The following is a 12,110-nucleotide window of genomic DNA, read 5'->3' as shown; positions in this document are numbered from 1 at the left end:
GGGGTGAGAACTCGGGCACGAGCAGCACGGGAAGGTAACCTGTGGCAAAAGACCGTTCACAGCGCGACGAATACACGACCCCTTTGCGCCGCCTGCTGCTGGGGATCGTGGTCCTGTGCCTGCTGGGTATCTTCCTGATCTGGCGCATCGACAGCCCGCGAGTGGAACGCTTCCGCGCGCAGGTGGTGGATACGGTAGTCCCCTCGATGGAGTGGGCAATGGTTCCGGTCACTGCGCTGGTGAACCTGTCTCGTGATTTCCAAAGCTATCAGCGGCTCAGCGAGCAGAACCAGGAACTGCGCAGCGAGCTGCGCCTGATGCGCGCCTGGAAAGAGGCCGCGCTGCAACTGGAACAGGAAAACGCCCGCCTGCTGGACCTTAACAATGTTCGGCTCGATCCGCGCCTGACCTATGTCACCGGGGTGGTGATGGCGGATAGCGGCTCACCCTTCAGGCAATCTGTGCTGCTGAACGTGGGGGAGCGTGACGGGATCGTGGATGGTTGGGCAACGATGGACGGGATCGGAGTGGTCGGGCGCATCTCGGGCGTGGGCCCGGATACCGCGCGCGTGATCCTGATGACCGATGCTTCAAGCGCGATCCCGGCGACGATCCAGCCCTCGGGTCAGACGGCGCTGATCGCAGGTGACAATACTTCGGCCCCTGCAGTGGAGTTTCTGGAAAACCGGGAACTCGTGCGACCGGGTGACCGGGTCGTTACATCGGGCGATGGCGGTGTGTTCCCCGGTGGCTTGCTGATCGGTCAGATCACGGTTGATCCCGGCGGCAGATTGCGCGTGCGGCTGTCGGCGGATTTCGAGCGGCTCGAGTTTCTGCGCGTACTACGCTATCAGTCGGCCCCACCGATCACGGAATCCGGGGATATCGTCGGGCCCCGTCAACCCGAGGCGTCTTTGACCCCATCCGAGGTCAATGATGGATAGGCCAGTCTCATACCTGTGGGCCAAGCGTGGCCTCTATGTCGCGCTGGCAGTATTTGTGGTATTTCTGCACCTGCTGCCGCTGGATACCAAACCTGATCGCCTGCCCTTTCCCGACATACTGATCGCGCTTACCTACGCGTGGGTGCTGCGGCGGCCGGAATATATTCCGATCCTGATCATTGCCATCGTCATGTTCATGGCCGATCTGCTGTTGCAACGCCCACCCGGGTTGCTTGCTGCGTTAGTGGTTCTGGGTGCAGCCTATCTTCATTCCACTGCAGCTGGCATGAAAGACAGCGGGTTTGTGGGCGAATGGGCAACCGTCGGGGCCGTGATCACGGTTGTGTTTGTGCTCAATCGACTCATTCTTGCTATCCTCTCGGTGCAACAGGCAACTCTGGGACCGGTAGTGGTGCAAGTTATTCTGACAATCGCAATCTATCCTGTGATGGTTTTGATGAGCCAAACTGTATTTGGCGTTAGGCGCAAATCTGTTGCCGACAGCACGATGCCAAGGGTGCGGCCATGAAGCAGCGCAAACCAAAGCCCAAGGGCCTTGCTTACAAACGTTTGCCGCGCCGCGCCTTGATCCTCGGTGGGCTACAAGCGGCCTTTATCGGGGGGCTGGCAGCCCGAATGCGGTTCATGCAGGTGGATCAAGCGGATGAATACCGTCTGCTGGCCGAAGAAAACCGGATCAACATCCGTCTGATCCCACCAACCCGGGGCCGGATATATGACCGGAACGGGCAGATCATAGGATTAAACTCTCAGTCCTATCGCATCGTCATCGTGCGCGAGGATGCAGGCGATATCGACAAGGTTATCGCCAAGCTTTCGGAACTGATCCCATTGACCGAGGATGAGATCGAACGTGCCAAAACCGAGATGCGTCGATCGGCCCCGTTTCTGCCGGTCACACTGGCTGATCAGGTAACTTGGGAGGATATTTCAAAAGTCGCAGTCAATGCCCCTGCATTGCCTGGCGTCACGCCCGAGGTCGGCATGACGCGCCAGTATCCACGTTACGAGGATTTTGCCCACGTTGTTGGCTATGTCGGCCCGGTCAGCGATTACGATCTAAGCCAAATTGAAGACCCTGAACCGGTACTACGTATTCCAAGGTTTCAGATCGGTAAGGTCGGGCTGGAAGCCAAGCAAGAGATCACATTGCGCGGTAAGGCGGGCGCCAAGCGAGTTGAGGTCAACGCCACAGGCCGGGTGATGCGCGAGCTGGACCGCCAGGTCGGCGAAGCCGGGGCAGATTTGCAATTGTCAGTCGACGCCAATCTGCAGCAATACGCGCAGGCGCGATTGGCTGGGGAAAGCGCCGCTGCGGTCGTGATCGATTGCGAAACCGGCGACATCCGCGCCATCAGCTCGGCCCCCAGCTTCGATCCGAACCTGTTCGTGCGTGGGATCTCGGTGGCGGACTACCAGATGCTGACGCAGGACAAGTATCGCCCGCTTGCCAATAAGACAGTACAGGGCACCTACCCTCCTGGATCGACTTTCAAAATGATCACCGCCATGGCTGCGCTCGAAGCCGGGGTGATCAGCCCATCCAGTACAGTGTACTGTCCGGGTCACATGAAAGTGGGCAGCCGCCGCTTTCACTGCTGGAAACGCGGCGGGCACGGGACGGTTGACCTTGAAACCTCGCTGAAGCGCAGTTGCGACGTCTACTATTACGACGTGGCAATACGTGTCGGGATCGACAGGATTTCCGAGATGGCACGCACCTTCGGACTGGGTATCAAACATGACATTCCGATGTCTGCCGTTGCCGCCGGGCTTGCCCCCAATCAGGAATGGAAGCAGCGGGTTCACGGACAGGACTGGCTGGTAGGCGACACCGCAAACGCGTCGATCGGTCAGGGGTTCATGCTTGCCTCACCGCTTCAATTGGCCGTGATGACCGCGCGTTTGGCGACAGGTCGCGCCGTGCAACCACGCCTTGTTCGATCAATCAATGGGGTTGAGCAGCCCTCGGGCGCGGGTGAACCGCTGCAGGTGAACCGCAACAACCTTGAGCAAGTGCGCAAAGCCATGTTCACAGTCTCGAATAACAGGCGTGGCACCGCGTATCGCAGTCGCATCATCGCCGATGAGTTCCGCATGGCAGGCAAAACCGGCACCAGTCAGGTGCGCAATATTACCAAGGCAGAACGCGCCGCAGGTGTGATCCGAAACGAAGACCTGCCATGGGAGCGTCGAGACCATGCCCTGTTCGTCAGCTTCGCCCCCTATGACAATCCGAAATACGCTGTGGCTGTGGTGGTGGAACACGGCGGCGGCGGCTCCAAAGCCGCGGCCCCAGTGGCGCGCGATATCATGCTGCAGGCACTCTACGATGGCACGCCACCGCTCGAGGCGTATCCGGCCGGAGACCGAGAGCGCATCAAAGAACAACAGAAACGGCTGGAGGGTGACCGTCGCCCCAAAGCGCGTCCTGACGAGAAGGACCGCGCATGAGCTATCTTGAATATGCCGTCAAATCCACGCCGTCAGGGTTTCGCAAGTTCCTTTATATGAACTGGCCGCTCACCCTGTTGCTGATCAGCGTGGCAAGCGCGGGGTTCCTGATGCTCTACTCGGTCGCGGGTGGATCCTGGATGCCGTGGGCGGAACCGCAAATGGAACGGTTCGGTCTGGGCTTGGCAGCCATGTTTATCATCGCGCTTGTGCCTATCTGGTTCTGGCGGAACATGTCGGTTGTGGCCTATCTGGGCGCGATCGGTCTACTGATCGTGGTCGAACTGTTTGGAACGATCGGCATGGGGGCGCAGCGCTGGATTGATCTGGGCTTCATGCGGCTGCAACCCTCAGAAGTAATGAAAGTGGCGTTGGTGATGGTGCTGGCCGCCTATTACGACTGGCTGCCGGCGCACAAAACCTCGCGCCCGCTCTGGGTGATTATCCCGGTCATTCTGATCCTGATCCCTACATTCATGGTGCTGCGCCAGCCCGACCTAGGCACATCGATCCTGTTATTGGCTGCTGGTGGTGGTCTGATGTTCCTTGCCGGGGTGCATTGGGCCTATTTCGCTGCCGTGATTGCAGCGGGGGTTGGCCTGATTGCTGCAGTGTTCAACAGCCGAGGGACTGAATGGCAGTTGCTCAAAGATTACCAGTTCCGACGCATCGATACGTTTCTGGATCCTTCAACCGATCCGTTGGGAGCGGGATATCACATCACGCAATCGAAGATCGCTCTGGGTTCGGGGGGCTGGAATGGGCGCGGTTTCATGCAGGGAACGCAATCACGTCTTAACTTCCTGCCCGAAAAACACACCGATTTCATCTTCACCACCTTGGCCGAAGAGTTCGGCTTTGTCGGCGGCATCACACTGTTGATCCTTTACGGTCTGATCCTGATCTTCTGCATGGTCACGGCGCTGTCGACCAAGGATCGTTTCTCGTCTCTGGTGACACTTGGGATCGCGCTGAATTTCTTCCTGTTTTTTGCCGTCAATATGTCGATGGTGATGGGGCTGGCCCCAGTGGTCGGAGTACCGCTGCCGATGGTCAGTTATGGCGGCTCGGCCATGCTGGTCCTGATGGCCGCCTTTGGCATCGTTCAAAGCGCCCATATACATCGTCCCCGCTGAAAGGTTTCCTATGCCCGTGAATGTCCTGTTTTCCGCGCGCCCTGAGTTGTGGCCCGAGTATGAAGCTCTGATGCATCAATACTTGTCGGACGCAGGGCTAGATTTTCATCTGGCCACGGACATCCCTGCAGATCAGGTCGACTACATCGTTTACGCCCCGAACGGAGGGGTACAGGATTTCACGCCCTTCACACGGCTCAAGGCGGTGCTGAGCCTCTGGGCGGGGGTTGAGAAAATCTCGGGCAATGAAACCTTGACCGTTCCGCTGGCGCGTATGGTTGACGGGGGGTTAACGCAAGGCATGACGGAATGGGTGGTGGGCCATATGCTGCGCTATCACCTTGGGATGGACCAACACATTACGCTACAGGATGGGGTCTGGACACCTGATGCGCCACCACTGGCCCAGCAACGCACCGTCTGCATCTTGGGTTTGGGCGCATTGGGTGAAGCATCGGCCCACGCGTTGGCAGCGTTGAATTTCCATGTCATCGGTTGGAGCCGTACCGCCAAGACTATTCCCGGCGTGACCTGTCTGCATGGTAAGAACGGGCTGCGCGATGCACTGTCCCAGGCCGAGATAGTGGTTTTGCTGCTGCCAGATACTCCGGCGACCGAAAACACGCTCAACGCCGAAACACTGGCGCTGTTGCCGGAAGGGGCCAAGATCATCAACCCGGGTCGCGGGCCGCTTATCGATGATGAGGCCCTGCTGGCCGCGCTGAATTCAGGGCAGGTCGGGCACGCCACGCTGGATGTCTTCCGCACCGAACCTCTGCCGACCGAGCATCCCTATTGGGCACATCCCAATGTGACGGTGACGCCACATATAGCCTCGGAAACCAGACCTGTTACCGCAGCTCAGGTGATCTGCGAGAACATTCGCCGAGGTGAAGCGGGTGAACCCTTTCTCCACCTCGTTGACCGAAAGCTTGGGTACTAGGCCGCGATCAGCCCGCGGCCTTTCAGCAAGGCTTCGACGCCAGGCAGACGTCCACGGAAGGCCAGATACAGCTCTTCCGCCTCGCGGGATCCGCCAGTTGACAGGATGTGTTCCTCCAGTGCCTTGGCGCGTTCGGGATCAAACGCACCGCCCGCTTCTTCAAAGGCGGCAAAGGCGTCGGCATCCATGACTTCGGACCACATATAACTGTAATAGCCCGAGCTATAACCGTCGCCCGCAAAGACATGGGCGAAATGCGGGGTGGCGTGGCGCATTCCAATGGCCCGAGGCATGCCGATTTCGGCCAGCACCTCGGCCTGTTTCTCCATCGGATCAGCGGGGGCAGCCCCCTCATGAAACGCCAGATCGACCAGGGCCGAGGCAACATATTCCACCGTCTGGAACCCCTGATCGAAATTGGCGGCCTGTAGCACCTTCTGCAACATCTCCTGCGGCATCGGTGCGCCCGTTTCGGCATGAGTGGCGAACTCAGCCAATACCTCGGGCACTTCCAGCCAATGTTCGTAAAGCTGGCTGGGCAGTTCAACGAAATCACGCGCCACCGAGGTGCCCGAGATACTCTCATAGGTCACATTGGACAGCATCTGGTGCAGGGCATGGCCGAACTCGTGAAACAACGTTCGGGCGTCATCATAGGACAAAAGCGCCTGGTCACCTTTGGCAAAGTTACAGACGTTGATCACGACCGGAGCCTGTTCTTTCGGGTATTTCGCCTGCCCGCGCATTGCGCTGCACCATGCACCCGACCGTTTCGATCCGCGTGCAAAGTAGTCACCGATGAACACCGCAATATGCTGCCCGTCACGGGTCACCTCCCACGCACGGCAATCGGGATGATAGAGCGGCACATCAAGCGGCGCGAACTCCAGCCCGAACAGCCGTGTGGCGCAGGCGAAAGACGCCTCGATCATCCGGTCCAGTTGCAGGTACGGCTTCAGCGCCGCTTCATCGAGATCATGTTCGGCCTTGCGGCGTTTCTCGGCATAGTAGCGCCAATCCCACGCCTCCAGCGGGCCATTTACGCCATCCTCTTGCATCATTGCCGTCAGCACCTCGGCATCTGCGTCGGCGCGGGTTTTGGCGGGCTCCCACACATCCAACAGCAGCTCTCGCACGCGATCTGGTGTGCGGGCCATCTCGGTCTCAAGCTTGTAGGCAGCGAAGCTGGCATACCCCAGCAGCTTGGCGCGTTCTTCGCGCAGGCGCAGGATGTCCGCCGCAATCTCGCGGTTTTCGGTCTCACCTCCATTTGCCCCCCGTGCAGTCCACGCGCGATAAGCCTTTGCACGCAAATCCCGGCGGGGCGAGAATTGCAGAAAGGGCACGATAATCGACCGAGAAAGGGTTACCACCGGGCCATCCGCTCCCTTTTCCTGACCCGCTGCGCGCGCTGCATCGATAACAAAATCCGGCAAGCCTTGCAGGTCTTCTTCGGTCAAATCCATGAACCAGTCGCGTTCATCCGCCAGCAAGTTCTGCGTGAAGGACGTGCCCAGAGACGCCAAACGGGCCTTGATCTCTTGCATTCTCGCATCGTCGGCGCCGGTCAACGCCGCCCCCGCCCGCACGAACCCGCGATGAGACAGCATCAAAACGCGCGCCTGTTCATCGGTCAGGTCCAGATTATCGCGCCGGTCCCATAAATCCGCCACGCGCTTAAACAGTGCTTTGTTTGATGAGATGCGCGAGTAGTGTGCCGCCAGCTTGGGCGAAAATTCGCGTTGCAGTTCTTCACGCTTGGGGTTGCTGTCCGCACCTGCAACGGTGAAAAAGACCGACAGAACCTTATCCATCTGCTCGCCTGCAGCCTCCAGCGCTTCGATCGTATTGGCGAATGTGGGCGTGTCCGGACTCGCTGCTATCGCCTCAATCTCGGCATCATGTGCGTGCATCGCCTGTTTCAGCGCGGGGGAAAAATCATCATCCGAGATTGTGTCAAACGATGCGATTTCGAAGGGCGTGTTCCAGTCAGAAAGGATCGGATTGGTCATTGAGGTCTCCTTTGACCTCATAGCTAAGACCGTCCGTCGAAATGATCCAGAGCTACCCGAAAATTTGAGGCGGCGTTAGTGTGCTGACCCACAAATCGGGCAATCGGTGCGGCGTGCTAGGGTGATCTTGCGGCTTTCGCCGTATAGCGCATCGTAGATCAACATCTCACCTCGCAATGCCTGCCCGGCGCCGGTGATCACCTTGATCGCCTCAACCGCCATCATCGAGCCGACCACACCCGGCAGTGGGCCGATTACTCCAGCCTCGGCGCAAGAAGGCGCAAGGCCGGGGGCGGGTGCTTCGGGGAAAATGCACTGATAACATGGGCCGGTGGTGGCAGGGTCAAAGACGCTGAGCTGCCCTTCCCACTGCGACAGCGCGCCAGATATCAGGGGTTTTCCCAGTGCAACCGCCGTACGGTTTGCAAGGTAGCGGGTGTCGAAATTGTCAGTGCCGTCGAGGATCAGATCAAAATCAGCAAACAGATCTGCTGCAATCTCTTCGGTCAGGCGACGGTGGTACGGCAAGACGACCACGTTGGGATTCTGCGCCACCATCGCCTGCTGGGCCGAGAACACTTTGGGCATGCCGATATCTGCGTCGCGGTGGATCACTTGCCGCTGTAGGTTGGCGTTCTCGACCACGTCATCGTCGATCACGCCGATTGTTCCCACTCCGGCGGCAGCCAAATATTGCAGGGCGGGCGCGCCGAGCCCCCCCGCACCGATTACCAGCACGCGCGCCTGTTTCATTCGCTTTTGGCCGGGACCGCCCAGTTCACGCAGAACGATGTGGCGGGCATAGCGTTCAAGCTCGGTCTCGCTGAACTGTTCGGATGGCTTGGCGGGCTCCGACGTCTGGCCGGACGCGGCGCGATTTCGCAACGCCTTCAAACCCCGCCCATAAAGCAGCACCAGCACAGCCGCTCCAGCGAGGATCAGCCACATCGCTGCCGACCCACCGGTCGCCTGACGCAACGGGTTTCCCTCAGGCAGGAGAAGTTGAGCAATAATCACGCCTATCAGGAGCGCGCCAATGGAAACCAGACGCGCGCTGCGCGACACCCCGGCGATATAGCCGACACCCCAAAGCCCGGCGGCAATGATCAGAACCAGCAGCATCAGCCGCGCCCGGTCGAGCCGAAGCCACCCGCGCCGCGATCAGTCTCGGTCAGAGCCTCAACGTCCTGGAACATGGCCTGCACCACCGGTGCGACGATCAGTTGCGCGATACGTTCGCCATGCGTAATCTCGAAGGGGTCCTGACCCGCGTTCATCACGATCACGCCCAATGGCCCGCGATAGTCGCTGTCGATTGTACCCGGAGTGTTGGGCAAGGTGATCCCGTGTTTCAAGGCAAGGCCCGATCGTGGACGCACCTGAACCTCGAACCCCTGCGGAATTTCGATCCTAAGGCCTGTCGGTATCAGCGCACGACGGCCCGGTTCCAGAATAATAGACGTACCATCCGGCAGATTGGCGCGCACATCCGCCCCGGCAGCACCCGCGGTTTCGTATGAAGGCAAGGGCACCAACGGGTCAGCCCCCTCCTCTCGGATAACGCGAATTGCCACCATACCTGTACCTCTTGTCTTTATGGCTGCTATCTGGTCAACGCGCCGGCGATCTTGGCTGCTAACCGCTTTGCCACATCATCCTTGCCCATACGCGGCCATTCTTCGGCACCTTGCTCTGAGATCAGGATCACCGCATTCTCAGAACCGCCCATGATACCTGTCGCGGGACTGACATCATTCGCAACGATCCAGTCACAGCCCTTGCGGGCACGTTTGGCCGTAGCATGTTCGATCACGTTGTCTGTTTCGGCGGCAAAACCCACTACCAAAACGGGCCTGCCACTTCCCATTCGCGCGATGCGCTTCAAAATGTCGGGATTCTCGGCAAACTCTAGCGCGGGCACCCCGTCGCGGCTTTTCTTCAGCTTCTGGTCCGAGGCACTGGATACCCGCCAATCGGCCACTGCAGCTGCAAATACCCCCGCATCCACCGGAAGCGCTGCGTCGACCGCATCCGACATTTGCAGCGCGGTCTCTACACGCACGACCTTCACGCCGTCTGGAGGAGGCACGTCAGCCGGACCTGTGATAAATGTAACATCGGCCCCCAGCGCAGATAGCGCGCGTGCAACAGCTGTTCCCTGAGCGCCCGACGATCGGTTGGCGATGTATCGTACCGGATCAATTGGTTCATGTGTCGGACCCGATGTCACCAGAATACGTTTGCCAGCCAAAGGCCCATCCCCGAACTGCGCCTCGATCGCCGCGACAATTTCAAGTGGCTCCGACATGCGGCCCGGACCGTATTCACCGCAAGCCATATCGCCTTCGTTCGGGCCGACAAAACGCACGCCGTCTGCTTCCAGTTGCGCATGGTTACGCCGGGTTGCGGGATGCTCCCACATGCGGACATTCATCGCAGGCGCACACAGAACCGGCGTATCGGTCGCCATCAAAAGGGTCGAGGCCAGATCATTAGCCAACCCGCCTGCCATCTTACCCATCAGATCGGCCGTTGCCGGAGCAACCACGATCAGATCAGCCGAACGGGAAAGCTGAATATGACCCATCTCAGCTTCATCGGTCAGATCAAAGAGATCTCGATAGACCTTTTCACCGGCCAGGGCAGACACGGATAACGGAGTTACGAATTCTTCGGCAGCACGCGTCAAAACCGGCGTGACCGCTGCACCACGTTCCCGCAACCGCCGGATCAGGTCCAGCGACTTGTAGGCCGCAATCCCACCGCCGATAATCAGCAGAATACGTTTCGATGACAGCATGGCTCGCCCTTCCCGTCCCGGTCGGCCCTGACATTAGGCAACGCTGGCGGGCAGTTCCAGCAGTTAATTCTGCACCTCAAAGGCTTTGCAGGGGTCTTCTCGCTCGACTGTGGGGCTATCGATAACAGCATCAAAATCCCCGCTCACGACCCCATCTTCGGATTGTCCCAGTACAAAGACCTTCAAACCGGGGCGCAGTCGCGACAGAAAAGTCGGAATTCCGCGATCCTTACGGGCATGGCCATTGCCAGTGATGACCGCGACAGGCCCACCAGTTTCGTCGGTGGCGCGCAGAATGGCTCGGGTCAACACAGCGTCCCTCAGACGTTGAATGGCTACCATCTGCGGTAGAACTTCAGCGGGCAATGCGTCGCAATGTGCCGCCAGTTGATCAGCCTCGCGTGCGGCTTGATCTTCATCCGACAGGGGTACAGTCAATCCATATCTGGCCGCATCAGCCCCCAACGCTGTGGCCGCCCCGCGTTCCATAGCAGCGCGGGCCGCTTCACGCGGAACCATCGCGCCATACACCGGCACATCCGCGGCCTGAAAAATGGGGTAGTACATTCTGAGAGGCGGCCAGCCGGATTCTGCCCAGCGCAGAATTCGGGACAGCTCCTCGGGATTGGTTGCCGCTTTTTGAGCCAACCGCTGAGCACCCTCTTCGGTCACCATCTCCCAGACAACCGCCGTGGGCGTGATTGCTTCAACTGCTTCGGCTTGGACCAGATGATGCTGAGGGTTGTCATGTATCTCGCCCAGAATAACAACATCCGCGGCCCGCATGTCGGCCAACACGTCCTGAGGGATAAATTCAGCAGCTCGAACCGTTTGAGGCAAAGTGGCGAGCAACACAAAAGCTGTAAGAATCGCAAGAGGTTTCATGCGAAGAAGTGTTGCACCTCGCGCGATTGCGCTTCAAGGTTCTTGCGCATCTTTGTGAATGCTGCCGCCTCGAGCTGGCGCACACGCTCTTTCGACAGGCCAAGCTCTTTCCCAAGACTTTCCAGCGTCCGGGCAGGCTCACGCAGTTTTCTTTCGCGAACGATAAACCGCTCGCGATCGTTCAAAGCTTGCATCGCCGCCACCAGCCATTCGCGCAGTTGCTGGTTGTCGTGGCTGTTCTCTACTACCTCGGCGGCTTGTTCGCTGTCATCTTCCAGCGCATCAATCCACTCGCGCCCGTCCTCATCTGCAGACTGCACCGCATTCAGCGAGAAATCGGACCCTGCCAGACGGCCTTCCATCATCTCGACATCACGCAGCGGGACTCCGATTTCGGCGGCAATCTTCTGATGCAACTGATGGCGATCCAGCTCCAGCCCCTCAGTTGCGGCTTCGCGCTCCAGACGCGCCTGTACCCGACGCATATTGAAAAAAAGCGATTTCTGGGAAGAGGTCGAACCAGTGCGCACCATCGACCAATTGCGCATCACGTAATCCTGAATGCTGGCCTTGATCCACCACACTGCATACGTTGAAAACCGCACACCCCGATCCGGATCGAACTTGTCGGCGGCTTTCATCAAGCCCAGTCCCGCCTCCTGAATAAGATCATTCATCGGCGCGCCGTAGCGTTTGAATTTCGCCGCCATTGATATCGCCAGCCGCATGTAAGCCGTAATGAGGCGATGCAGCGCCTGTTCATCGCGTTCATCGCGCCAGGCATAGGCCAGTTTCAGTTCTGTCTCGGCATCCAGCAACTCGGCCTTCATTGCCTTACGGGACATCGAAAAATCATGTGCGTTGTCGAGTGCCATGCAATTCTCCCCTTTTATCACAGGCGATGGGCCGGGCTTG

11 protein-coding genes are annotated in these 12,110 nt (G+C 59.1%); 5 read left to right on the top strand and 6 right to left on the bottom strand.

The features are described 5' to 3' along the window. The first annotated feature begins 41 nt into the window (after positions 1-41). From mreC to ACR0NM_RS15205, 5 genes are read left to right on the top strand one after another with little or no spacing between them, the layout of a single operon-like run. A complete protein-coding gene (mreC, locus tag ACR0NM_RS15225; protein WP_170423788.1) occupies positions 42-944 on the top strand; it encodes a rod shape-determining protein MreC in 903 nt (300 codons plus the stop codon). Continuing rightward, a complete protein-coding gene (locus ACR0NM_RS15220; RefSeq protein WP_480615452.1) occupies positions 937-1,473 on the top strand; it encodes a rod shape-determining protein MreD in 537 nt (178 codons plus the stop codon). The genes mreC and ACR0NM_RS15220 overlap by 8 nt, the downstream gene beginning before the upstream one ends. Further along, on the top strand, positions 1,470-3,419 hold the full coding sequence (gene mrdA / locus ACR0NM_RS15215; protein WP_480615450.1) for a penicillin-binding protein 2: 1,950 nt from the start codon (positions 1,470-1,472) through the stop codon (positions 3,417-3,419). Before ACR0NM_RS15220 ends, mrdA begins: the two co-directional genes overlap by 4 nt. Then, on the top strand, positions 3,416-4,555 hold the full coding sequence (gene rodA, locus ACR0NM_RS15210) for a rod shape-determining protein RodA (protein ID WP_170395892.1): 1,140 nt from the start codon (positions 3,416-3,418) through the stop codon (positions 4,553-4,555). Before mrdA ends, rodA begins: the two co-directional genes overlap by 4 nt. 10 nt (positions 4,556-4,565) lie before the next feature. Next, complete coding sequence (locus tag ACR0NM_RS15205) at positions 4,566-5,498, top strand: 2-hydroxyacid dehydrogenase (protein ID WP_480562818.1); 933 nt, start codon at positions 4,566-4,568, stop codon at positions 5,496-5,498. Here the strand turns inward: ACR0NM_RS15205 and ACR0NM_RS15200 are convergent. The 6 genes from ACR0NM_RS15200 to ACR0NM_RS15175 form a co-directional block, all read right to left on the bottom strand. After that, positions 5,495-7,510 (bottom strand): M3 family metallopeptidase, encoded by a 2,016-nt coding sequence (locus tag ACR0NM_RS15200; protein ID WP_480615448.1) that lies wholly within the window; start codon positions 7,508-7,510, stop codon positions 5,495-5,497. The genes ACR0NM_RS15205 and ACR0NM_RS15200 overlap by 4 nt on opposite strands. 75 nt (positions 7,511-7,585) lie before the next feature. Then, positions 7,586-8,632, bottom strand: a complete 1,047-nt coding sequence (locus ACR0NM_RS15195) for a HesA/MoeB/ThiF family protein (RefSeq protein WP_480615446.1) — start codon at positions 8,630-8,632, stop codon at positions 7,586-7,588. Beyond that, positions 8,632-9,087 carry a dUTP diphosphatase gene (dut, locus tag ACR0NM_RS15190; RefSeq protein ID WP_480615444.1) on the bottom strand — a complete coding sequence of 152 codons (456 nt, stop codon included), beginning with the start codon at positions 9,085-9,087 and terminating at the stop codon, positions 8,632-8,634. The genes ACR0NM_RS15195 and dut overlap by 1 nt, the downstream gene beginning before the upstream one ends. A gap of 26 nt (positions 9,088-9,113) precedes the next feature. Next, the gene (gene coaBC / locus ACR0NM_RS15185) at positions 9,114-10,310 is read right to left on the bottom strand and encodes a bifunctional phosphopantothenoylcysteine decarboxylase/phosphopantothenate--cysteine ligase CoaBC (RefSeq protein ID WP_170802387.1); all 1,197 of its coding nucleotides are present in this window, start codon (positions 10,308-10,310) and stop codon (positions 9,114-9,116) included. Between the two features lie 63 nt (positions 10,311-10,373). Beyond that, positions 10,374-11,195, bottom strand: coding sequence for a ChaN family lipoprotein (locus ACR0NM_RS15180; protein ID WP_170395880.1), 822 nt, complete (start codon positions 11,193-11,195; stop codon positions 10,374-10,376). Beyond that, positions 11,192-12,070: an RNA polymerase factor sigma-32 gene (locus ACR0NM_RS15175; protein ID WP_170566354.1), complete on the bottom strand. Its 879-nt coding sequence runs from the start codon at positions 12,068-12,070 to the stop codon at positions 11,192-11,194. Before ACR0NM_RS15175 ends, ACR0NM_RS15180 begins: the two co-directional genes overlap by 4 nt. Between the last annotated feature and the right edge of the window lie 40 nt (positions 12,071-12,110).

Source organism: Ruegeria sp. AF2 (assembly GCF_056542025.1).
The sequence above is the reverse complement of the archived record's forward strand: the minus strand, read 5'-3'. Positions and strand labels throughout refer to the sequence as shown.

What these genes read in the sequence shown, in the direction of transcription:
- coaBC (WP_170802387.1), bottom strand. Translation starts at nt 10,310, where the DNA reads ATGCTGTCATCGAAACGTATTCTGCTGATTATCGGCGGTGGGATTGCG.
- ACR0NM_RS15180 (WP_170395880.1), bottom strand. Translation starts at nt 11,195, where the DNA reads ATGAAACCTCTTGCGATTCTTACAGCTTTTGTGTTGCTCGCCACTTTG.
- mrdA (WP_480615450.1), top strand. Translation starts at nt 1,470, where the DNA reads ATGAAGCAGCGCAAACCAAAGCCCAAGGGCCTTGCTTACAAACGTTTG.
- rodA (WP_170395892.1), top strand. Translation starts at nt 3,416, where the DNA reads ATGAGCTATCTTGAATATGCCGTCAAATCCACGCCGTCAGGGTTTCGC.
- ACR0NM_RS15195 (WP_480615446.1), bottom strand. Translation starts at nt 8,632, where the DNA reads ATGCTGCTGGTTCTGATCATTGCCGCCGGGCTTTGGGGTGTCGGCTAT.
- ACR0NM_RS15200 (WP_480615448.1), bottom strand. Translation starts at nt 7,510, where the DNA reads ATGACCAATCCGATCCTTTCTGACTGGAACACGCCCTTCGAAATCGCA.
- ACR0NM_RS15175 (WP_170566354.1), bottom strand. Translation starts at nt 12,070, where the DNA reads ATGGCACTCGACAACGCACATGATTTTTCGATGTCCCGTAAGGCAATG.
- ACR0NM_RS15220 (WP_480615452.1), top strand. Translation starts at nt 937, where the DNA reads ATGGATAGGCCAGTCTCATACCTGTGGGCCAAGCGTGGCCTCTATGTC.
- dut (WP_480615444.1), bottom strand. Translation starts at nt 9,087, where the DNA reads ATGGTGGCAATTCGCGTTATCCGAGAGGAGGGGGCTGACCCGTTGGTG.
- ACR0NM_RS15205 (WP_480562818.1), top strand. Translation starts at nt 4,566, where the DNA reads ATGCCCGTGAATGTCCTGTTTTCCGCGCGCCCTGAGTTGTGGCCCGAG.